General features: G+C 65.5%; 25 protein-coding genes. 10 read left to right on the forward strand and 15 right to left on the reverse strand.

The genetic code is table 11. The features are described 5' to 3' along the window. Window positions 1-53 precede the first annotated feature (53 nt). A complete protein-coding gene (gene trmFO, locus HHL13_RS06315) occupies window positions 54-1,367 on the forward strand; it encodes a methylenetetrahydrofolate--tRNA-(uracil(54)-C(5))-methyltransferase (FADH(2)-oxidizing) TrmFO (RefSeq protein ID WP_169554866.1) in 1,314 nt (437 codons plus the stop codon). 22 nt (window positions 1,368-1,389) lie between these two features. On the opposite strand, the gene HHL13_RS06320 is transcribed toward trmFO, so the two are convergent. Continuing rightward, window positions 1,390-1,887, reverse strand: coding sequence for an EF-hand domain-containing protein (locus HHL13_RS06320; protein WP_169554867.1), 498 nt, complete (start codon window positions 1,885-1,887; stop codon window positions 1,390-1,392). Window positions 1,888-1,934: 47 nt separating this feature from the next. Further along, window positions 1,935-2,594, reverse strand: coding sequence for a squalene/phytoene synthase family protein (locus HHL13_RS06325; protein ID WP_169554868.1), 660 nt, complete (start codon window positions 2,592-2,594; stop codon window positions 1,935-1,937). Window positions 2,595-2,708: 114 nt separating this feature from the next. Between HHL13_RS06325 and HHL13_RS06330 the strand changes: the two genes are divergently transcribed. Genes HHL13_RS06330 through HHL13_RS06340 form a run of 3 tightly spaced genes read left to right on the forward strand, consistent with a single transcriptional unit; the run spans window position 2,709 to window position 6,066 of the window. After that, entirely contained in the window at window positions 2,709-4,784 is a 2,076-nt protein-coding gene (locus tag HHL13_RS06330; protein WP_169554869.1) for a TadE/TadG family type IV pilus assembly protein, read from the forward strand. Further along, on the forward strand, window positions 4,781-5,407 hold the full coding sequence (locus tag HHL13_RS06335) for a TadE/TadG family type IV pilus assembly protein (RefSeq protein WP_169554870.1): 627 nt from the start codon (window positions 4,781-4,783) through the stop codon (window positions 5,405-5,407). Before HHL13_RS06330 ends, HHL13_RS06335 begins: the two co-directional genes overlap by 4 nt. Beyond that, the gene (locus HHL13_RS06340; protein ID WP_169554871.1) at window positions 5,404-6,066 is read left to right on the forward strand and encodes a pilus assembly protein; all 663 of its coding nucleotides are present in this window, start codon (window positions 5,404-5,406) and stop codon (window positions 6,064-6,066) included. The genes HHL13_RS06335 and HHL13_RS06340 overlap by 4 nt, the downstream gene beginning before the upstream one ends. A gap of 61 nt (window positions 6,067-6,127) precedes the next feature. Here HHL13_RS06340 and HHL13_RS06345 read toward each other — a convergent pair whose 3' ends face one another. From HHL13_RS06345 to eno, 5 genes are all read right to left on the reverse strand, one after another. After that, entirely contained in the window at window positions 6,128-6,304 is a 177-nt protein-coding gene (locus tag HHL13_RS06345; RefSeq protein WP_169554872.1) for a hypothetical protein, read from the reverse strand. A 55-nt stretch (window positions 6,305-6,359) separates the two neighbouring features. Beyond that, window positions 6,360-7,766 carry a pyruvate dehydrogenase complex E1 component subunit beta gene (locus tag HHL13_RS06350; RefSeq protein ID WP_169554873.1) on the reverse strand — a complete coding sequence of 469 codons (1,407 nt, stop codon included), beginning with the start codon at window positions 7,764-7,766 and terminating at the stop codon, window positions 6,360-6,362. A 1-nt stretch (window position 7,767) separates the two neighbouring features. Further along, window positions 7,768-8,817, reverse strand: a complete 1,050-nt coding sequence (gene pdhA / locus HHL13_RS06355; RefSeq protein ID WP_169554874.1) for a pyruvate dehydrogenase (acetyl-transferring) E1 component subunit alpha — start codon at window positions 8,815-8,817, stop codon at window positions 7,768-7,770. Between the two features lie 209 nt (window positions 8,818-9,026). After that, the gene (locus tag HHL13_RS06360) at window positions 9,027-9,341 is read right to left on the reverse strand and encodes a septum formation initiator family protein (RefSeq protein WP_240953641.1); all 315 of its coding nucleotides are present in this window, start codon (window positions 9,339-9,341) and stop codon (window positions 9,027-9,029) included. Between the two features lie 118 nt (window positions 9,342-9,459). Then, entirely contained in the window at window positions 9,460-10,737 is a 1,278-nt protein-coding gene (gene eno / locus HHL13_RS06365) for a phosphopyruvate hydratase (RefSeq protein WP_169554875.1), read from the reverse strand. A 140-nt stretch (window positions 10,738-10,877) separates the two neighbouring features. Here eno and HHL13_RS06370 point away from each other — a divergent pair, with 140 nt between their 5' ends. The 5 genes from HHL13_RS06370 to HHL13_RS06390 all read left to right on the forward strand — a co-directional run bounded on the left by HHL13_RS06370 (window position 10,878) and on the right by HHL13_RS06390 (window position 12,735). Continuing rightward, a complete protein-coding gene (locus HHL13_RS06370) occupies window positions 10,878-11,357 on the forward strand; it encodes a hypothetical protein (protein ID WP_169554876.1) in 480 nt (159 codons plus the stop codon). 17 nt (window positions 11,358-11,374) lie between these two features. Next, entirely contained in the window at window positions 11,375-11,755 is a 381-nt protein-coding gene (locus HHL13_RS06375; RefSeq protein ID WP_169554877.1) for a phage holin family protein, read from the forward strand. Beyond that, the gene (locus HHL13_RS06380; RefSeq protein ID WP_169554878.1) at window positions 11,752-12,099 is read left to right on the forward strand and encodes a hypothetical protein; all 348 of its coding nucleotides are present in this window, start codon (window positions 11,752-11,754) and stop codon (window positions 12,097-12,099) included. The genes HHL13_RS06375 and HHL13_RS06380 overlap by 4 nt, the downstream gene beginning before the upstream one ends. Then, window positions 12,096-12,416, forward strand: coding sequence for a hypothetical protein (locus tag HHL13_RS06385; protein WP_169554879.1), 321 nt, complete (start codon window positions 12,096-12,098; stop codon window positions 12,414-12,416). The genes HHL13_RS06380 and HHL13_RS06385 overlap by 4 nt, the downstream gene beginning before the upstream one ends. A 106-nt stretch (window positions 12,417-12,522) precedes the next feature. Next, the gene (locus HHL13_RS06390; RefSeq protein ID WP_169554880.1) at window positions 12,523-12,735 is read left to right on the forward strand and encodes a DUF4170 domain-containing protein; all 213 of its coding nucleotides are present in this window, start codon (window positions 12,523-12,525) and stop codon (window positions 12,733-12,735) included. Window positions 12,736-12,913: 178 nt separating this feature from the next. Here the strand turns inward: HHL13_RS06390 and HHL13_RS06395 are convergent, their stop codons facing one another. The 7 genes from HHL13_RS06395 to HHL13_RS06425 all read right to left on the reverse strand — a co-directional run bounded on the left by HHL13_RS06395 (window position 12,914) and on the right by HHL13_RS06425 (window position 20,301). After that, window positions 12,914-14,380 carry an NAD(P)/FAD-dependent oxidoreductase gene (locus tag HHL13_RS06395; protein ID WP_169554881.1) on the reverse strand — a complete coding sequence of 489 codons (1,467 nt, stop codon included), beginning with the start codon at window positions 14,378-14,380 and terminating at the stop codon, window positions 12,914-12,916. Window positions 14,381-14,449: 69 nt separating this feature from the next. After that, window positions 14,450-15,301 (reverse strand): RDD family protein, encoded by an 852-nt coding sequence (locus tag HHL13_RS06400; protein WP_169554882.1) that lies wholly within the window; start codon window positions 15,299-15,301, stop codon window positions 14,450-14,452. Continuing rightward, window positions 15,294-16,313, reverse strand: coding sequence for a stage II sporulation protein M (locus HHL13_RS06405; protein ID WP_169554883.1), 1,020 nt, complete (start codon window positions 16,311-16,313; stop codon window positions 15,294-15,296). The genes HHL13_RS06400 and HHL13_RS06405 overlap by 8 nt, the downstream gene beginning before the upstream one ends. Beyond that, entirely contained in the window at window positions 16,310-17,605 is a 1,296-nt protein-coding gene (locus HHL13_RS06410; RefSeq protein ID WP_346775486.1) for a DUF58 domain-containing protein, read from the reverse strand. The genes HHL13_RS06405 and HHL13_RS06410 overlap by 4 nt, the downstream gene beginning before the upstream one ends. Continuing rightward, on the reverse strand, window positions 17,605-18,561 hold the full coding sequence (locus HHL13_RS06415; RefSeq protein WP_169554884.1) for a MoxR family ATPase: 957 nt from the start codon (window positions 18,559-18,561) through the stop codon (window positions 17,605-17,607). Before HHL13_RS06415 ends, HHL13_RS06410 begins: the two co-directional genes overlap by 1 nt. Beyond that, window positions 18,551-19,696: a hypothetical protein gene (locus tag HHL13_RS06420; RefSeq protein WP_169554885.1), complete on the reverse strand. Its 1,146-nt coding sequence runs from the start codon at window positions 19,694-19,696 to the stop codon at window positions 18,551-18,553. The genes HHL13_RS06415 and HHL13_RS06420 overlap by 11 nt, the downstream gene beginning before the upstream one ends. Next, a complete protein-coding gene (locus tag HHL13_RS06425; protein WP_169554886.1) occupies window positions 19,693-20,301 on the reverse strand; it encodes a hypothetical protein in 609 nt (202 codons plus the stop codon). Before HHL13_RS06425 ends, HHL13_RS06420 begins: the two co-directional genes overlap by 4 nt. 115 nt (window positions 20,302-20,416) lie before the next feature. Here HHL13_RS06425 and HHL13_RS06430 point away from each other — a divergent pair, with 115 nt between their 5' ends. Beyond that, window positions 20,417-21,310: a hypothetical protein gene (locus HHL13_RS06430; protein ID WP_169554887.1), complete on the forward strand. Its 894-nt coding sequence runs from the start codon at window positions 20,417-20,419 to the stop codon at window positions 21,308-21,310. A 3-nt stretch (window positions 21,311-21,313) separates the two neighbouring features. On the opposite strand, the gene HHL13_RS06435 is transcribed toward HHL13_RS06430, so the two are convergent. Further along, window positions 21,314-21,517: a hypothetical protein gene (locus HHL13_RS06435; RefSeq protein ID WP_169554888.1), complete on the reverse strand. Its 204-nt coding sequence runs from the start codon at window positions 21,515-21,517 to the stop codon at window positions 21,314-21,316. Window positions 21,518-21,568: the final 51 nt, after the last annotated feature.

Consider the following 21,568-nt stretch of genomic DNA (forward strand, 5'->3'; position numbering starts at 1 on the left):
GAACATGCGCCGCCGCTGGCTCTATGCCAAGCACGGCGCTATCTGCCCCCACAATGACTCACGACATCCATATCATCGGCGGCGGTCTCGCCGGATCCGAAGCTGCGTGGCAGCTCGCGCAGGCGGGCTTCAAGGTCCGCCTTTCCGAAATGCGCGGCAGCGGCAGCATGACGCCGGCGCACCAGAGCGATCGCCTCGCCGAACTCGTCTGCTCGAACAGCTTCCGCAGCGACGATGCAGAGCGCAACGCGGTGGGCCTGCTCCATCAGGAGATGCGCGACCTCGGCTCGCTGATCATGGCGCAGGGCGACGTGCACAAGGTGCCGGCGGGCTCGGCGCTGGCCGTCGATCGCGACGGATTCGCCGATGGCGTCACGGCGGCACTGGCCGCGCATCCGAACATCACCATCGTCCGCGAACGGATCGACACGCTGCCCGAAAGCGGCCTTACCATCGTCGCCACCGGTCCGCTGACCGGCGAGTTGCTGGCAGGCAGCATCGCGAGCGCAACGGGCAAGGATCAGCTTGCCTTTTTCGACGCAATCGCTCCGATCGTCCATTTCGAGAGCATCGACATGGAGAAGGCGTGGTTTCAGTCGCGCTGGAACAAGGGCAGCGGCAAGGACTACATCAACTGCGCGATGGACAAGGACCAATATCTGGCCTTCCACGCCGGGCTGATGGCGGGCGAGAAGACCGAGTTCCGCGAGTGGGAGAATGTCCCCTATTTCGAAGGCTGTATGCCGATCGAGGTGATGGCCGAGCGCGGCGTGGACACGCTGCGCTTCGGGCCGATGAAGGGCGTGGGCCTCGACCGCCCCGACACTGGGCGCTGGCCCTATGCCTGCGTCCAGCTGCGGCAGGACAATGCCAGCGGCACGCTATGGAACATGGTCGGCTTCCAGACCAAACTCAAATATGCTGAGCAAGTCGCTCTGTTCAGGACGATTCCTGGACTTGAGAATGCCGAGTTCGCGCGATTGGGCGGGCTGCATCGCAACACCTTCATCAAGTCGCCCGAACTGCTCGATCCGACGCTGCGGCTGAAGAGCGCCCCGCATATCCGTTTCGCCGGGCAGATCACCGGATGCGAAGGCTATGTCGAAAGCTCCGCGATCGGACTGATGGCGGGGCGCTTCGCCGCCGCCGAACTGAAGGGCGAAACGCTGGCGTCACCGCCAATGGAAACTGCGCTGGGCGCGCTGCTGACCCACATCACCGGCGCGGCGGAGGCCGAGACCTATCAGCCGATGAACGTCAATTTCGGCCTGTTCCCGCCAATCCCCGGCCGGAGCAAGAAGGCCGACCGCAAGCTGATGTACACATCGCGGGCACGCGAGGCATTTGCGGGGTGGGTGCGCGCCTGACGCGCAGAGACGGCGGACGGGTCTATTCTTCCGCTTCGCCCTCGTCTTCGGCAGGCGCCCGTGCGGCTGTCTTGCCCGCAGGCTTAGGACACGCGCATTTAGGCTTCGCCGCGCGCGGCTTGGGCGCAGTCGTCGCAAACTCGGCCCGCGTCAGCGCGCCCGACTTGTCCTTGTCCGCCCCCGCGAACTTGCCCGTGGTGCGCACCGCCCATTCATCGAAGCCCAGCTTGCCATCGCCATTGGTGTCGAGCTTGGCGAAGGCGCGGCGGCGCAGGTTGAGATATTCGTCGCGGCTGATCGCGTCGTTCTTGTCTTTGTCGAGCCGGTCGAACCGTTTCTGCTCGCGCGTCCGATCGCTGGCGCGCGGGGCTTCGGCGGGCAGTTCCTCCTGAACCTCACCCGCAACGGCGGCAGGCGGAGGTGGCGTCTTCGGCTCGGACGCCGCGTTGCTCCGGAACAGGAACATCGCGGCGAACGCCAGCACCAATGCACCCGCCCCACCTGCGAAATAGCGCCACATGGCCGTCTCCCCATATCGCCTTGGGAGCAGGGTAACCCACGCCCGGCCTAGCGGCCAGACAATCGGTGCCAAATCAGACGCAATAGTCGCCGCGGCGAGCCCACCGGCGGGGCTTCGCCGGGCGACAGGTCGAGATCGCGCAGCGCCAGAAGCGTCATCGCGCCCAATGCGCGCCCGCGCCCGCTCCACCGCGTCGCAGTGGCGGCATGGAGCAGCGGGCGCGCCAGCGTGCGCGCGGCATCGGCTTCGCTCTCGCTGCCCAGATGCCTCGCCAGATCGGCGAGCGCCCAGCCCTGCCCCGCCTGCACCAGGGGATCGCCCTTCCCGCCCATCGCGGCGCCCGCAGCCACGAACAGCGCGCCGCGCCCCTCGCCGAACTGCTTCAGGGCCACCCCGTCGAGGGTTTCGCCGATCAGCATTTCCCAGCCATCAACGATAGGGGTGAGGTCCGCGCCACGCACCCCGCGCGGCAGCACTTCGGCCGCCAGCCCCTGCAACACCGGCTCGGCGGGCGGCGGCGCGACGTCGAGCGACTCGAGTCGTTCACGCCACCACGCCAGCCGGATCTGGCCCAGCGCCGGCTCGCGCGTGGTCTGGATCAGTTGCGCCAGCGCGTCGTCGAGCGCCAGCAAAGCCGCGAGCGCGCCGCGCCCCGTTACGGGGGCGTAAGCAAGCAAAAGCGCGCGTTCGGGATCGGGTGACGTCATGGCGCTACGCACACCGACGGACCCGCGGCGTAACGCCACCTTAACCTGGCGAATTGAGACGAAATTAACGGTGCCGCGCGCATAGCTGGCCCTGATCGGGGAAGGTTCAAAGACATGTCGGCTTCAGAGGATCGCAAACTGGCCACTGCGCCCGCATTCCTTTCGCGCCTGCGCAGCGACAAGCGCGGCAACACGCTCGCCATGATGGCGATCGCGCTGATCCCGCTTGCGGGCATGGTTGGCGGCGGCGTGGACATCAGCCGCATGTACATCGTCAAGACCCGCCTGCAACACGCGTGTGACGCCGGCGCGCTCGCCGGCCGCAAGACGATGGGCGGCGGCGTGTGGAGCCAGAGCAATTACGCCCCGCGCGTCGCGGCCGAGAAATTCTTCGATTCGAACATTCAGGCGAGCCCGTACGGTGCGGAATCGCTGACCAAGACCTTCACCGAAAGCGGCGGCAAGGTGAGCGGAACGGCCTCCGCCGTGCTGCCGATGACGCTGATGCGCATCTTCGGCCGCACCACCGAAACGCTGACCGTCACCTGCGACGCCGAAATGCGCCTGCCCAACACCGATGTGATGTTCGTCCTCGACGTCACCGGATCGATGGACGACAAGGCCGTCAGCACCGACACCGACGACAAGATCACCTCGCTGAAGAAGTCGGTGAAGTGCTTCTACGAAGTCGTCGCCAATCTCGACACCACCGCGACCTGCGCCAGCACGCCCGCCGGCGGCGGCGTTGCCGCGTCGGTCCAGATCCGCTTCGGCTTCATGCCCTATTCAACCAACGTGAACGTGGGCAAGCTGCTGCCGACCAGCTATTTCGCCAACACCTGGCCCTATCAGTCGCGCAAGGCGAACTTCCGCACCGAGACGACCACGAACTGGGTCGACAGCGGGATCACACAGACTGGCACGAGCGACAGCCCGGGCAACTGGGGCAGCTGGAACAACGCCGACAGCAGCACCAACACGACTGCTACGAGCAGCAGCAACTGCCAGACCAAGGTGCCGGCAAGCGTGATGACGCTGTCGGGGAATGAATCGGGCCGCCGCGACCAGACCACAACCGGCACCAACCCGACGACCACGAGCTGGAATACACGCCAAAGCGCCACCTGGGTCGAATATTCCTACCGCGACTATCGTTCGAGCGACGGCCGCTGCCGATTCTATTCGCGCACCAGCAGCAGCACCAACGGCTATTATTATCGCTATTACAGCTACACCACGACCGGCACGACCACGTCGCGCGAGGTGTTCGACAATTACACCTATGCCAAGATGGACAAGGACATCAGCGGTCTGAAGAACGGCACCAGCTGGAACAGCAGCTTCCAGTCGGCGGTCGGCTATCAGGGTGCGGACAAGACGATCAACTGGAACGGCTGCATCGAGGAACGCAAGACCGCGATCACGACCAATTTCAGCCCGATCCCGGCCGGTGCCAACGATCTCAACATCGACATGGTGCCGAACCAGTCGAATCCGGACTCGCTCTGGGGGCCGGTGCTGCCGGACATCATCTACAACCGCCGGGTCAGCAACAGCGGCTGGGGCTATACCGGCTCGCTGAGTCTCGATCCGATCACCACCACCGACGAATATGTGAACTATTCCAGCACCTATTGCCCGCGCGAGGCGCGCAAGCTGGCAACCTGGAACACCGCCAGCACATTCGAAGCCTATGTCGACAGCCTGGCGCCCACCGGCAACACCTATCACGATATCGGCCTGATCTGGGGCGCGCGCTTCATGTCGGCCGAAGGCATCTTCGCATCGGAGAACGCCACGACCCCGAGCGGCGGCGACATCGCCCGGCACATGATCTTCATGACCGACGGTGACGCCTGCACCGGCGTGACCAATTATACCGCATATGGCATCGCCTGGTGGGATCGCCGCCAGACGCCTTCGGGCACGACGCCGACCGATGGCTGCTCGACCACGGGCAACCTGACCGAGCAGGTCAACCTGCGCTCGGCGGCGCTCTGCACCGCGATCAAGAACAAGAACATCACGTTATGGGTGATCTGGTTCGGCGTCTCGAACCCGACGATCGAAACCATGCTGCGCACCTGCGCGACCGACGGGCGTTTCTTCACCGCGCGCAACTCGGCCGATCTCCAGCAGACGTTCAGCTCGATTGCCTCCCAGATAAGCCAGCTGAGGCTGACCAGGTGATCGGCCGCGCCGCCCATCTGCTCGCGCGCTTTCGCCGCCGCCTTGCCGGCGACCGGCGTGGCGCGACGATCATCGAGTTCGCGATCGTCGCGCCGGTGATGTGCCTGATGCTGGTGGGCGCGTTCGATGTGGCGCACACGCTGTACATGCGCTCGGTGCTGCAGGGCATCGTCCAGAAAACGGGTCGCGACGCGACGCTGGAAAGCGGACTGGAGAGCACCCAGCAGGCGACGCTCGATCAGCGGGTGAAGGATCAGGTCGCCGCGATCGCCAACAACGGCGTGACGACGATCACGCGCAAATATTACCGCACCTTCTCGGCGGCGGCGGTGGCCCAGTACGAACCCTATACCGACACCAACGGCAACGGCACCTGCGACCGCAGCGAGCCGTATGAGGACACCAACAACAACAGCCGCTGGGACAGCACCGGCAACACCGGCCAGGGCAGCGCGAAGGACGCGGTGCTCTACACCGTGTCCGTCACCTATCCGCGCTTCTTCCCGCTCTACAGCTTCGTCGGCGGATCGAACACGACCACGGTGACCGCCACCACCGTGCTCCGCAACCAGCCCTATGGCGACCAGGCGGCGCCTACGGTGAGGAACTGCCCCGCATCATGAAGACGCTCCACGCCCTGCTGCGCACCGGCAAGCGCCTCGGCCGCGACCCTAGCGGCCTGGCCCTGCTCGAATTCGCCTTCGCGCTGCCGATCCTGCTCGTCATGAGCCTGACCGGTGCGGAGCTGACCAATTACATCATCACGCGGATGCGGATCAGCCAGATCGCGCTGCACCTGGCGGATAATGCCGCGCGGATGGGTTCGGGCGGCCAGCTGACCGCCAAGACGATCACCGAGACCGACATCAATGATCTGCTGACCGGCGCCGGGTTGCAATCGGGCGAACTCGCACTGTTCACCAATGGCCGGGTGATCATCTCCAGCCTAGAGCCGATGGCCACGCCCAACACCACCAGCCGCTACAAAATCACCTGGCAGCGGTGCCGCGGGGCGAAGACCACGCGCGCGTCGAGCTATGGGATCGCCGGCCAGTCGAGCGGCACCAACATGACCGGCATGGGCCCGTCAGGCCGCCAGTCGATCGCGCCGGACGGCGGCGCGACGATGTTCGTCGAAGTCTATTACGAGTATCAGCCGCTGGTGAAGTCTTCGCTCGCGCCCTCGGCGAACATGAGCGAATATGCGTCGATGATGGTCCGCGACGCGCGCGACTACAGCCGCATCTACAATACCGAAAACGCGACGATATCGACCTGCTGATCCGGTTCGACGCCCCAAAACGTGAAAAGGCCGGGGATCGCTCCCCGGCCTTTTTCGATTCTCACTTGGGCGTTTCGATCTTGATGTCGGCGTCGATCTTCTTGGTCTCGCCCTTCAGCAGATTGGTGCCGAAGACGACGTAGAGAATCGCCAGGATGGCGACGATGCCCACGATCACCGCGATCGCACCACCGGCTCCGCCGCCATCCTTGATTACCGTAACCTTCTCGTCTGCCATGAAAACCTCCTAAACCTTTGTGGAGGCGCAACAGACGGCAGGCCGATCGGGTTCCTCAGCGGTAGGTCACCTTCTTCACCGTCTCGACAACGCGCGCGGCGTCGACCAGTGCGAGCTTTTCGAGGTTCGCGGCATAGGGCAGCGGCACGTCTTCGTTGGTGACGCGCAGCACCGGAGCGTCGAGATCGTCGAAGCCCTGCTCCATCGCAACGGTGATGATCTCCGACGCGATCGAGCAGACCGGCCAGCCTTCCTCGACCACGACCATGCGGTTGGTCTTCTTCAGGCTCTCCAGCACCGTCGCGGTGTCGAGCGGGCGCAGCGTGCGCAGATCGATAACTTCGGCTTCGACGCCTTCCTCGGCCAGCTTGGCAGCGGCGTCGAGCGCAACGCCCACGCCGATCGAATAGCTGACGATGGTCACGTCCTTGCCCTCGCGGACGATGCGCGCCTTGCCGATCGGCAGGACGTAATCGTCGAGCTTCGGCACTTCGAAGCTGCGGCCGTACATCAGTTCGTTCTCGAGGAAGACCACCGGGTCTTCGCTGCGGATCGCGGCCTTCATCAGGCCCTTGGCGTCGGCCGCGTCATAGGGCGCGATCACGATCAGGCCGGGAACGCTGGCATACCAGGGCGCATAGTTCTGCGAATGCTGCGCGCCGACGCGGCTCGCCGCGCCGTTCGGGCCGCGGAACACCATCGGGCAGCGCATCTGGCCGCCCGACATGTAGTTGGTCTTGGCGGCCGAATTGATGATGTGATCGATCGCCTGCATCGCGAAGTTGAACGTCATGAACTCGACGATCGGCTTGAGGCCGCCCATCGCCGCGCCCGTTCCGATGCCGGCAAAGCCATATTCGGTGATCGGCGTGTCGATCACGCGCTTCGGGCCGAACTCGTCGAGCAGGCCCTGCGTCACCTTGTACGCGCCCTGATATTCGGCGACTTCCTCGCCCATCACGAACACGCGGTCGTCCGCGCGCATTTCCTCGGCCATCGCGTCGCGCAGCGCTTCGCGGACGGTGGTCTTCACCATCTCGGTGCCCGCGGGAATGTCCGGGTCCTTGACGGTCGACGCCTTGTCGCTGGCGAGCTTCGCGGTGCCGCTCTCCGCCTTTTTCGGGCCGCCATCCTCGCCGGCGGCGGGAACGGGTTCCTCGGCCTTCGGCGCAGGCGCTTCGGCCTTCGGCGCGGGCGCCGGTGCGGCGCTCGCGTCCTCACCCTCGGCGGCGATCGTCGCGATCACGGTGCCGACCTTCACATTGTCGGTGCCCTCGGCAACGACGATCGAAGCGATCGTGCCTTCGTCGACGGCTTCGAATTCCATCGTCGCCTTGTCGGTCTCGATCTCGGCGAGGATGTCGCCGGACTTCACGACATCGCCTTCCTTGACGAGCCACTTGGCGAGCGTGCCCTCTTCCATCGTGGGCGACAGCGCCGGCATCTTCAGTTCGATCGCCATCTCAGTAGGACTCCACCAGCACGTCGGTATAGAGCTCGGCGGGATCCGGCTCGGGAGCGGATTCAGCGAAGTCCGCGGATTCGTTGACCACCTTGCGGATCTCGGCCTCGAGCGGCTTGAGATCCTCTTCCTTCACGCCGAGCGCTTCGAGTTCGCGCTTCACCGCTTCGATCGGGTCCGACTTGTCGCGGACCGACTGGACTTCCTCGCGGCTGCGATACTTGGCCGGATCGGACATCGAGTGGCCACGGTAGCGGTAGGTCTTCATCTCGAGGATGATCGGGCCCTTGCCCGCACGGACCCATGCCAGCGCTTCCTCGGCCGCGCCGCGGCACGCCAGCACGTCCATGCCGTCGACCTGGATGCCGGGGATGCGGAAGCTCTCGCCGCGCTTGTACAGCTGATCCTCGGACGAGGAGCGGTTGACGCTGGTACCCATCGCATACTGGTTGTTCTCGATCACATAGATGATCGGGAGCTTCCACAGCTCGGCCATGTTGAACGATTCATAGACCTGGCCCTGATTCGACGCACCGTCGCCGAAATAGGCCATCGCGACGCCGCCATCCTCGCGATACTTGTGCGCGAAGGCGAGACCGGTGCCGAGCGAGACCTGCGCGCCGACGATGCCGTGGCCGCCGTAGAACTTCTTCTCGGTCGAGAACATGTGCATCGAACCGCCCTTGCCGCGGCTGATGCCGGCGGCACGGCCGGTCAGTTCGGCCATGATGACGTTGGGGTCGATGCCATAGGCGAGCATGTGGCCATGATCGCGATAGCCGGTAATCACCGAATCCTTGTCGCCGTCGAGCGCCGACTGAAGGCCGACCGCAACGGCTTCCTGGCCGATATAGAGGTGGCAGAAGCCGCCGATGAAGCCGAGGCCGTAAAGCTGGCCCGCTTTCTCTTCGAACCGTCGGATAAGCAGCATCTGCTTGTAGAATCCGAGCAGTTCCTCCTTGCTCGCCTTGTACCGTTCCGGTTCGTTTGGCCGTTCACGGTTGGATACTGCAGGTTGGCTGGGGGCTTTTTTCGCCGGCGTTTTTGCCACGATCAGTCGATCCTCTTCCCGGGGAGGGGGTGTCAGGGGGGTGCCTATAGGCGCGAACCTAGCCCGGACGCAACGTCATCCCGGGATTTGGCGCACTTTCGATGGGATGTGGGAGGAATGAATGACACCGCTTACCCTGCTCCGCTGGAGAGCAGAGATGGTATGGGTTTCATCGAATGCCCGAAGAGAGGCAGCCGCTGGGGCCGTCCTCACTTGTATTTGACGATGACCTCGTCCGGCCGCGCGGCGTTGAGCTGCTTGCGGATCAGTTCCTCGACCAGATCGGGATCGGCGCCCTTGGCCTGGGCCAGCAGGTCGACACGATTCTTGAGCACCGCGCGCTGCTTGTCGAGCGCCTGATATTCGGTCGTGCGCGCAGCGACTTCCTGCTTCACGTCCTTCATCGCGATCAGGCCGTTGGGCCCGAGCACGGCGTTATAGCCGAAAAAGCCCATCGTCACGATCGCCACAGCGGGAAGGCCCGCGCTGCGAAGGATGGTCCGGAATTTCGATTTGCGCCCCATGTCCGGATTCTTTGCTCAATCAACAGGGTTAATCAAGCCGTATCGTTACTTAACCATGACTTAAGGCGCGATTTACGGTTTCGGCTCCCCTGCCGATTCCGGCAGGGGAGCCTGAACGTCAGATCTTCAGCACGCTGCGGCCGGCATAGACCGCCGCGTCGCCCAGTTCTTCCTCGATGCGGATGAGCTGGTTGTACTTGGCGAGCCGGTCCGAACGCGCCAGCGAACCTGTCTTGATCTGGCCGCAGTTGGTGGCGACCGCGAGGTCGGCGATGGTCGCGTCCTCGGTCTCGCCCGAACGGTGCGACATGACCGCGGTGTAACGCGCGCGGTGCGCCATGTTCACGGCTTCCAGCGTCTCGGTCAGCGTGCCGATCTGGTTGACCTTCACCAGCAGCGAATTGGCGTAGCCGCCGTCGATGCCCTGCTTCAGCCGCTTCGGATTGGTGACGAACAGATCGTCGCCGACCAGTTGAACCTTGGCGCCCAGTTTCTCGGTCAGCAGCTTCCAGCCTTCCCAATCGTCCTCGGCCATGCCGTCTTCGATCGAGAAGATCGGATATTGCGCGCACAGACCGGCGAGGAAGTCGGCATTCTCGGCGGACGAGAAGGTCTTGCCCTCCCCCACCATCTTGTACGCGCCGTCCTTGTAATATTCCGTTGCCGCGCAATCGAGCGCCAGCATCACGTCGTCGCCCGGCTTGTACCCGGCGGCTTCGATGCTCGCCATGATGAAGTCCAGCGCCTCGGTGGTCGATGCGATGTTTGGCGCGAAACCGCCCTCGTCGCCAACGCCGGTCGCCAGGCCCTTGTCGTGCAGCTTCTTCTTCAGCGTGTGGAAGATCTCCGAACCGCAACGCACCGCTTCGACGATGTTCGACGCACCGACCGGCACGATCATGAATTCCTGAAAATCGATCGGATTGTCGGCATGTTCGCCGCCGTTGATGATGTTCATCATCGGCACCGGCAGGACATGCGCCGAAACGCCGCCGACATAGCGATAGAGCGGCAGGCCGCGCGCATCCGCCGCAGCCTTGGCCACCGCCAGGCTGACGCCCAGGATCGCGTTCGCGCCCAGGCGGCCCTTGTTCGGGGTGCCGTCGGCCTGGATCATCGCGTGATCGACGTCCGACTGGTCCTCGGCATCCATGCCCAGCACGACATCGGCGATCTCGCCGTTCACCGCGTCCACCGCGCCCTGCACACCCTTGCCGAGCCAGCGGCTCTTGTCGCCATCGCGCTTCTCGACCGCTTCGTGTGCGCCCGTCGATGCGCCCGAAGGCACCGCGGCGCGGCCGAAGCTGCCGTCTTCGAGCATGACATCGACTTCCACAGTGGGGTTGCCCCGGCTGTCGAGAATCTGGCGGGCGTGGAGGTCGATGATTGCGGTCACGAAATGGTCTCCCTACTTAGGAGGTCGATGGGTGCGCGCGAGCCTCTAGAGGCTTGATCGTATCCGGGTCAAATCTGGTTTTGCATGGAACCGGTGATGGCGCCTGTGGTTGTCGTTACAAACATGGAAAGGTCCTTGGCATGGTTGAAGAAACGACGGGCGAAACGCTGGTGATGGAAGCGGCGCAGGCCGAAACCGACAAGAAGCGCAGCGCCGCCGACACGATCCGCGAGGAAGCCGGCAAGCTCGGCGCCAAGGCCGCCGACAAGGCGCGTGGCTTCGCGGCGGACAACAAGGACAAGGCGACCGGCGCGCTCGACGAGGTCGCCAAGCTGATGCACAGCGCCGCCGCCGACGTGGATGAGCGTCTGGGCGAGCAATATGGCCGCTATGCCCGCTCGGCCGCCGACGGCATCTCCAAATTCTCGGATGGCATCCGCGGCAAGGAAGTCGACGATCTGGTCGCCGACGCCACCGAATTCGTGAAGAAGAGCCCGGTGATCGCGATCGGCGCGGCCGCCGCGGTCGGCTTCGTCCTCGCTCGGCTGATCAAGTCTGGCATCGACGCCGCAGCCGACCTTGCCGATGGTGAGGACGACGAACCGGCCCCCAAGGCCTGACAGGAGCGTAAACGGGGGTGGCTGAACAGGATCGCGAACCGGAGCCCCGTCCCGAACGGACGGACGAGCGGCACGACGACGAAAGTCTCGGCGTGCTGCTCGGCCGGCTGATCGAGGACGCAAAGGGTCTCGGTCAGGCTGAGCTGGACTATTATCGCGCGCTGGCGATCTCGAAGATCGACGAAGCGCGCAACAGCCTGTGGATGGGCGCGGCGGCGGCGTCGCTGATGATGGCAGCGTCGATCGCTTTGGTCGTCGGTTCGGTCCTCACCCTCTCCCCGCTGGTCGGCCCCGGTTTCGCGACGCTGATCGTGGTCGTGCTGACCTTCGGGCTGGCATGGCTGCTCGGCACGCGGGCATGGCGAACGATCAAGCGCATCCTGGGGTTGCTCGAATGAGCGATCTGGAAGCCGCCCGCGCCCGCGCCGTTGCCGCCCGCACGCGGCTGAACGCCACGCTGGCCGACGTGCAGGAACGGCTGAAGCCCTCCACCCTCGCGCAGGACGCGATCGGCAGTGCGGCGGAAGGCGCGCTTTCGATCGCGCGGAAGGGCGCAGCCTCGGTTCGCCAACGCCCCCTCGCCACCGCCGCCGTGGCGGGCGCGATCGGGCTGGTGATGTCGCGCGGCTGGATCGGCGAGATCCTCGGCGCGCGGAAGAAGAAGACATCGGATGCAACTCCGAAGCCTCCGGCGGGTTTGAAGCCGAGACGACGCAAATCGACGAAAGGAACGTCACGATGACGAGCGGGACCAGGCGCAAGACCAAGAGCGCGGCGAACATCGCATCCGAAAACCCGGTGGCGCTGCTGGCAGGCGGCGTCGCGCTGGGCGTGCTGGTGGGTGTGCTGCTCCCCCGCGCGGCGAAGGAGCGCGAGCTGCTCGAGCCCGTGGGCCGCAAGCTCGCCGACCGCGCCAGCGAGACGGTGAAGGCGGTGAAGGAAACCGGCAAGGCGGAGATCGAAGGCCTCCTCCCCAATCGCGACGCGACCAAGGACAAGGTCAGCCAGCTGATCGAAAACGTCCTCGAAGCCGCGAAGGGCGCGACCGCCAGAGCGTGAACGCCCTTTCCGTCGCATGACCGATGGTTATGGCGGGTAACAGGGGTTGAGCCTCATGCCGCAGCCGCTAAGGGAGAGGTGAAATTCCTCTCCCCGGAAGGCCAATATGAGCAAGCTCCATCTCGTCTTCGGCGGTCGCGTGACCGATCCGCAGACCCTCGAATTCCAGGACCCGTCGAAGCTCGACGTGGTCGGCATCTTCCCCGATTATGCCACCGCCGAAAAGGCATGGCGCGCCGCGGCGCAGAAGACCGTCGACGACGCAGAAATGCGCTATGTCGTGGTCCATCTCCACCGGATGCTCGAGCCGGATGCCTGAAATCTTATTCCTCTCCCATCGGGAGAGGTAGCGCAGCTTGGCAGCTTGCTGCCTAGCGGAGCTAGGTGAGGGGATTCCCCCCTCGATAGGGCGATCCCCTCGCCCAGCTCCGACTAAGCATTTGCTTCGCAAACACTAAGTCTGCGCAACCCTCTCCCGACGGGAGAGGGAAATGGGGTCAGGCCGCCCTCGCCTTCGCCGGTACGGGGTTGGAAAATTCCATCTCGGTATCGATCGAGCCGTAGCGCAACGCCATCAGGTCGCGCGAGTAGTTCTGGTTGAGCTTCCACGGCTTGCGCGTGCCCTGGCGCGGGAATTTCTCCATCGCGCGCTGGACATAGCCCGAGGTGAAATCGAGGAACGGCACCTCGCCCACGGGCGCGGCCAACCGGGGCGTGACCTGCCGCATCCCGCGCTTCTTCATGGCGTTGAGCAGGCGGCACATATATTCGCAGGTCAGGTCCGCCTTCAGCGTCCATGACGCGTTGGTATAGCCGAACGACAGCGCGACATTGGGCACGTCGGACAGCATCATGCCCTTGTAGGTCGTCGCCTTGCTGAGATCGACCGCCGCGCCATCCACGCTCAGCTGGATGTCGCTGATCAACTGAAGCTCCAGCCCCGTCGCGGTGACGATCAGATCGGCTTCCAGCACTTCGCCCGACTGCAGCCGGATCCCTTCGGGAACGAACCGGTCGATATGACCGGTCACGACATGCGACCTGCCCTCGCGGATCGACTGAAACAGGTCGGCGTCGGGCACCAGGCAGACGCGCTGGTCCCACGGATTGTAGCTCGGCGTGAAGTGCGTGCCGACATCGTAATCCGGCCCCAGTTCGTCGCGGACCATCTGGATCATCCGCTCCTTCACCTTGTCCGGCTTGTTGCGGGCAAGGCGGAAGAAGAATTGCTGGAGCAGCACATTCTTCCAGCGGGTGATGCCATAGGCGGTCATCGCAGGCAGAAATTTGCGCAGGCCGTTGGCGATCCCGTCCTGCGACGGGCGCGACACGACATAGGTCGGCGAACGCTGGAGCATGGTGACGCTCGTCGCTTCCCGCGCCATCTCGGGCACCAGCGTGACCGCGGTCGCGCCGCTGCCGATCACGACGACCTTCTTGTCCTTATAGTCGATATCGCCGGTCCAGAATTGCGGATGGACGATGCGGCCCCTGAAGTCGTCCACGCCTTCGAACTCGGGCGTGTAGGCGCGGGCGTAGTTGTAATAGCCGGTGCACATGAAGAGGAAATTGCAGGTGAAGCGCACTTCCCTGCCCTCGCTCTCGGCCACGACGTCCCATGCCGCATCGGCGGTCGACCATGCGGCGGACTTCACGCAGGTGCGGTAGCGGATATGCTTGTCGATGCCGTTCTCGGCGGCGGTCTCTTCCAGATAGCTCAGGATCGAGGGGCCGTCGGCGATCGCCTTGGCGTTGGTCCACGGCTTGAACGAGAAGCCGAGCGTGTACATGTCCGAATCCGAACGGATGCCGGGATAGCGGAACAGGTCCCACGTCCCGCCCAGCCGCTCGCGCCCTTCGAGGATGACGTAGCTGCGATCCGGGCTGTTCTTCTGCAGATGATAGCCCGCGCCAATGCCGGACAGTCCCGCGCCCACCACCACGACATCGAAATGCTCGGTCATTCGCCTCTCCGCTTCGGCACCATGCTTACACATATGTAAGTAAAGGGGCCAAGCCCTTTGTTCGAAGCCTCAGGCCTTCTGGTATTTGTCGGCCCGCCGCTTGCCGAACAGCATGTTGCGCTCGAGCCGCTGGCACAATGCCTGATAATAAGCGCGCAGGAACTCCAGATCGTCGCCGCCGCCGGTCCAGCCGATCCGCTTCTGGATCGCGCGGGCGACCACGATCAGCGACAGATCGTCCTCAAGGCGCAGCACTTCCTCCAGCTTTTGCAGCTCATATTCGCCATAAGCGTCGAGCTGAGCCTCGGTGAACACGAAGCGCGGGGCCAGCGTCGCCGTGGCCACGCTGGCGCTCAGCCGGCGTCGCGGGGTGCGGACGACCCAGGTGCCGGCGATCAGATCGCCCACCCGCAGGCGGTCGCGGTTGAACAGCGGGAAGAAGGTGAAGATCAGCAGCCACACCAGCGCGACCAGCCGGGTCCAAGTCTCGCCCGATCCGCTGTCGGCGACGGCCATGAACAGATAGGCCAGCGGGAACCAGACTTCGAGCTGGCGGATCGCATTGCGCGCCACCACCGCTTCGCCGGTCAGCCGGCCGCCGTCGCGCGCCACCACGCGCAGGCCCATTGCCCGCTTGCCCGGCGTCGCCGCGCGCATCCCCAGTTCGAACGCGGTGAAATAGCCCATGCTCAGGAAGAACTGCACGAGCAGCAGGATCACCTTCATCGCCTGATTGCCCGACTCGTCGCCGCGCAGCACCAGCCCCGCGACGATGCCGAGCACGATGTAGCTGACGATGATGATCGCAAAATCGATCATGACCGCCCCGGCCCGGTCGCCCGCGCTCCCCAGCGTCAGGCGAAGGTCGATCCCCTCGGAGGTGACGAATTCGCGGTTCAGCCCCCGCCGCTTCTCAGCCATCGGCTTCGTCCCCGCGGCGCAGCGGCATGAGGTAGAAATAGAAGATCCAGAAGCTCAGCATGGCCGTGGCGATCAGGCCGCGCACGATATCGTCGCGGATCGTCTGGCGGCCAATACCTTCGAGCAGGCCCGCACACAGCAGCATCACCACCACGCCGAGCATCGCGAAGCCCGAGGTGCGGCCCGAGGCTATGGTCGACTTCATCCGCGTCAGCCGGCCCGGAAAGGCGCTCGCCATGCCGATCCGCAGCCCCGCCGCGCCGGCAAGGCCGATCGCGAACAGCTCGGTCGTGCCGTGGATCGACAGCCAGCCGGTGAAATTCCAGCCCAGCCCCTTGGGCACATAGACGGCATAGAAGGCGCCGAGGATGCAGCCATTGTAGAGCATCAGCAATGTGGTCGGCACGCCGAAGGCGAAGCCCAGCGCGAAGGCGAAGATGGCGACGCTCGAATTATGGACGAACAATTCGGTCGCGAAGCCCGCAAGCCCGTCATGCGTATCGTAGAGCGTGGCGCGAAGCTCCTCCACGCTGGCCGATGGATCCCGGCCATCGAGGAAATTTCCCGGAACGATCGAATAGAACCAGCTCGGGTCCCCGCGCACCACCAGATAGGCGGCGATCGCCCCGATCAGGATCATGCCGAGGGACACCAGGGTCTCGCGCCACAGGGTCCGGACCGCCAGCGGCCAGTCATGTGCGAAGAAACGGGCCAGCCGCGACGTCAGCGGCGCGTGAACGCCATAGAGGATGAAATAGGCGCGGGTCGAAAGCGATTCGAGATAGGCAACCAGATCGGCGTCGAGCGAGGTTTCGCGCGCGACCGACAGCGACGACAGCGTCGCGCGGTACAACACCGGCATCTCGAACAGATCCTCGTCCGACAGCGACGATGCCTTGCCGCGCTCGACCTGATCCAGCAGTTCCTCGAGCCGCAGCCAGTCATATTGGCGCGCTTCGCGGAAACGAACGCTGCTGACGGCGAGGCCGCTTGCGGGGGCGAGCGCGGTCACAGCAGGTTCCTCCGCTTGAATTCGAGATACTGGCGGACCAGCGCCGGGCCCACCTCCCGGTACGGTGCTTCGATCACATGGACGCCGATATGGCGCAGGCGCGAGATCACCAGCCGCCGTTCGCGCAGCAGCGCCGCCGCGGTGACCGCGCGCGAGACGTCGTCGACGCCGGACGGTTCGGCCGCAGCCAGATTCTCCAGCTCGTCGTCGCGCAGCACCACGAACAGCACGAGGTGCCGGTCGAGCAGGTTGGCCGCCGCGCGCAGCATCAGCTCGGATCCGGTCTGATCGGTGAATTCGGTGAAGATGACCACCAGCGACCGCCGAGTCAGCTCGCCGGCCAGTGTGGCCAGCGCCAGCGTGTGATTGGTCTCCGCCGTGCTGTAGTCCAGCTCCGAGGCAAGGCGCTGGACCAGCGGGAAGGCGCGGACATTGGCGACCAGTCCGGACGAGATGCGCGGCCGCGAATCATAGCCGAACAGCGCGACGCGATCGCCCAGCTTGAGCGCGGCATAGGCGGCGAGCAGCGCCGCCGACGTCACCCGGTCAACGCGCGGCAGGCCGTCGATCGGCTCGCACATCACGCGCCCGGAATCGATCGCGAACACCACATTGTTGTTGCGCTCGATCCGGTATTCGCGAGCGAGCAGTTGCATGTGGCGGGCGCTGGCGGCCCAGTTGATCGAGCGCCGGTCCATGCCGCTGCGCCATTCGGTCAGCGCCTCGAACTCGCTGCCCTCGCCCCGGTCGATCCGCGCCATCTCGCCGATCTGCGCATCGCGGAGCAGCACCGATGCGCCTTCGCGCACCGGGCGGATATCGGGCGTGATGGCGATCTGGCGGCCGATCGCCTTGTCGCGCTGGCGCCAGCTCAGCCCCATCGGGCCGGTCCAGCGCACCCAGAGCCGCTCGATCGCCTCGGTGCCGCGCCGGACTGCGACGAAGCCGATCGAAACCCTCCGCTCGTCCGGGCGGACCGCGACCCGGTCATCGGCCATCGGACGCAGCTTCGGCCCGGCGCCGAGCGCGATCTCCAGCCCCAGCGGCATCGCGCGGCGCGGCTCGATGGCAATGTCCGCGATCAGCGGGGCGCCGATTTCGACCGCGCCGGGGCACGTCACTTCGGTGCGCGGTGCGCGGCCCGACAACAGCCAGTCGAGCAGGATCAGCGCGAGTACGCCCGGGATCCAGACCATGCCGGCGAACCAATAGGCAGGGGCGAACAGCGCGACCAGCAACCCCAGAGGGGCGCCGGCAGCCATCAGCAACACGCCCCTGCGCGTGGGTATCATCAGCGCGGCGCCTCGGTCTGTTCGATCAGGCCGGCGATGATCTGGTCGACCTGCCGTCCGTCGATCTCGGCGGCGGGGGACAGGATCACGCGGTGGCGCAGCGCCGCCGGCGCCAGCGCCTTCACATCGTCGGGCAGCACGAAGTCGCGCCCGTCGAGCGCGGCGCGCGCGCGGGCGGCGGCGGCGAGCGTCGATGCCGCGCGCGGCGAAGCGCCGGTCTGCAGGTCGCCGGTGCTGCGCGTCGCGCGGACGAGGCGGACGACATAGTCGATCACTTCGTCGGCCAGCCGGTTCTTGCCCACCGTATCGGCGGCGGCGCGGATCGCGGCGGCATCGGCGACGCGAGTCACGCCCCATTCGTCGGGCTTGGGCATCCCGAAGCGGTTGCCATGCTCGGCGACGATCCGGCGTTCCTGCTCGGCGGTCGGATAGCCGAACTCATATTTGAACAGGAACCGGTCGAGCTGCGCTTCGGGCAGCGGATAGACGCCCTGATTCTCGATCGGGTTCTGCGTCGCGACGACCATGAAGCGGTCACTCAGCTTGTGATCGACGCCGTCGATCGTGACCACCCGCTCCTGCATCGCCTCGAGCAGCGCCGCCTGGGTCTTGGGCGGGGTGCGGTTGATCTCGTCGGCCAGCAGCAGCTCGGTGAAGATCGGCCCGCGCGTCAGCGTGAAGGTCGAGGTCTGGAAGTTGAACAGGTTCGACCCCAGAATGTCGCCCGGCAGCAGGTCCGGGGTGAACTGGATGCGGCCATAATCGAGCCCCGCCGCCCGCGCGAAGCATTGCGCGAGGAAGGTCTTGGCGGTTCCCGGCGGGCCTTCCAGCAGGATATGGCCCGAGGCGAACAGCGCGACGAGCAGCAGATCGACTGCTTCGTCCTGGCCGACCACGGCCTTGCCGATCTCCGCGCGGATGGACTGACCCAGCGCCTTCACTTCCTCAATGGTCACGCGTCACCGTCTTTCTCCAGCTGTACAGGTCGCGCACGGCCGACATCAGCCTGCGCGTATCGGGGGCATCGGCCGCGCGGGCGGCGATGGCGGTAAAGAGCTCGCCGGTCCGGTCGAGCTTGTCGAGATAGCGGTCGAGCGCCTCGCCGCTCAGCCCCGGCGGCGCGCCGGTGGCGCTCGCCACGGCATCGCGGGTCAGCGCGGCATAGCGTTCGCCGGTGCGGTGGCGGCGGCGCGCGAGACGAAGCAATGCCGCGCCATTCTCCGCCAGCGCGCGCTTGCCGAACGCGACTTTGCGCTCCTCATGCGCAGCCGGGCCGAAACGGCGCGTGGCGTGGAGGATGGCGAGAAGGGTCGCAAAGGCGATGCACAGGCTGAACGGCAGGAAGGGCGGCTCGAACGCGAGGCGCAGCAGGCTGGGATTGTTGGCGAACCCCGCCAGCGTCGTGTCGAACACGATCGGCAGTTCGGCTTCGCGGTTGACCCGGTCGAGGATCGCCTTCGCCCGCGTCACGCCCGCGATCGTCTTGAGCCCCATATTGTTGAGCGCATCGGGATCGGCCAGCAGGTAATGCGGCGTGTCGCCGATCTGGGCGAGCAGCGCGCCGCCGCCCTCTCCCTCGATCAGCGTCTTCAGTTTCGGTCCGCGCAGCGACCGCAGCTTGCCGGTGCCGTACAGCGTCGCTTCGGCTGTGCCCTTGAGCATGTTCATCGAGATTTCGGGCGGCGCCACCGCGACTTGGCGCACCCAGCCGCGATGCTCGCGCAGTTCGCGGGTGATCCGCTTGGGCAGCACGATCAGCGTCGCCCGCTCCTCGCGCCGCTCGAGGAACAGCCGCAGCTGCTCGGGCTGGGTGAAGGCGATCGGCGTGACGACGACAAGGCCGCGCGTGGCGAGTTCGCTTTCGCGCCGCGCGGCGAATGACTCGCCTCCGGTCAGCCGCACCAGTTCGACCGCACCCGAAAAGCCCACGGCGGACTTGGAGAATGCGTGCGCCCCGGGATCGCGCACCGGCGTCAGGTCGCGCTCATAGGCGGACAGGAACAGGAAGGCCGCCGTCGCGACGACCGCGATCGTGACCAGGATCAGGATCATCCGGGCACTGAACGGCGCGCTGCGGGTGTCGGCGCTCATGTCCAGCTTCCCTGCAGCGCGAAGGCGTCATAGGCCCCGCGCGCCTCTTCCCACGCCTCGCGGCTCAGCGAACGGCCACCGAACAGGCTGCGCTCGACCGCGCCGGCCATCGTCGCGAAGGTCCTCCGCACCGAATCCGGAAGCGCCGCGATGGCGCCGATCTCGCGGCTGGTGAGCGCGGGGCGAAGCAGTTGCGGCTTGCGCTTCTGGATATCCTCCAGGCTGCGGTGCAACAGCAGCCGCGCGGCTTCCTCGTACCGGCCCGACGCAGCCATCGCGTCGGCCTCGGCCAGCAACGCGCGCGCCGCCTTCGCTTCGGGCCGCCACTCGTCGATGCCGGATTCGCGGGGGTTATAGGCGTTGCCCTGCCCTTGCCGGGCAAGGATCGCACGGATCACGAGCCACAGCAGCAGACCGACCACAACGGCGACGGCGACCCACAGAAGGGATTGGGACGGGGTGCCGATCCAGTCGAACCATGACCAATCGGCCTGGCGCACCTTGGGCGGCGGCGCGACCGGCAGATCGAACTGGATATCGCGATCCGCGCGCAGACGCTCATGCGCCTCCGCGATCTTGTTCGCTGCCGAGGCCGAATCCGTCACGCAATACCCCCTGCCCGATCAGTAATGCAGCGAAGCGCGACTGAAAAGCGGCTCGGGCTGGACAGAATTCCCGCTCTTGTCCACTTTTGCCCCGGGGCATTTTTGGGGGACAATCGTGACCGACGATCGGGAAAGCGCGCGCAATTTCGAGATTTCGAGCGTGGTTTCGCGCAGCTTCGAGCTGATTTCCGGTAACCTGCCGCTCTATGCGGGGCTCGCGCTGGTGCTGTCGGGCATCCCGGGATTCGCGCTTCGCTGGTGGCAGTTCGAAAATCCGGTGAACTGGTTCGATCAGGTCATGCTCTGGGAAACGCTGACGAATCCCATCGTGTGGCTTCCCGTGCTGATCATCTTCGTGGTCAGCTTGGTGACGAGCGCGATCTTGCAGGCGTCGCTCACCCGGGCGGCGGTGGTGCAGCTGTCCGATGGCGAGCCGGATTTCGGCCAGTGCCTCGCGACCGGCCTGTCGCTGATCCCCCAGCTGGTCGCGATCTTCCTCATTGCCGGGATCACGCTGACCGCGCTCTTGCTGGTCACCGTCCTGCCCTATGGTTTGGCGATGGGCTATCTTGCCGGGCAGCAGATGATGCCCGCCGCGATCGACGCGAGACCGTGGCTGCTGCTGCTGCCGATCCCGATCCTGATGCTTCCCTTCCTGTTCATGATGATCAGCTGGTCGGTGGCGGTGCCGGCCTTCGTGCAGGAACGGATCGGGGTGATCGACGGCTTCCGCCGCAGCTGGGCCCTCACTCGCGGTGTGCGGTTCCGCATCTTCCTCGTCATGCTGGCGATGTGGGTCGCGATATGGCTGCTCGGCATTCCCGTAGGACTGATCGCCGGGGTCACCGCGGGGATCGGCACGTCACCGATGATCGCGGCGCTGATCGACGGCGCCTATTCTGCACTCACCAGCATGTTGAACGTGGTGATGGTCGCCAGCATCTATGTCGAGCTGCGCAACGCGAAGGAGAATGTCGCCCCCGAGACGCTGGAGACGATCTTCGGCTGACGGTTATTTCCGGTTGCCGCGCCAGTAGAGCAAAGCCGCGACCACCGCGGCGGAACCGATCGCGGCGCCAACGCCGACCTGCGTGCGCGAAGGCGACCAGCGCTTCTTCGCTTCCGCCAGCTGCTTGACCATCGTCAGTGTCTCCCCTTCCTGCGAAGCCTCGGTCTGCTCGGATTCAACGGGTTCGGTAACGGGCTTCTTGCTCATGATGGTCTCTTCTTACGCTTCATAGCTGAACGGGCGGCTAACGATCCGGTT

It is taken from the genome of Sphingomonas sp. G-3-2-10 (genome assembly GCF_012927115.1).
GTDB lineage: Bacteria > Pseudomonadota > Alphaproteobacteria > Sphingomonadales > Sphingomonadaceae > Sphingomonas.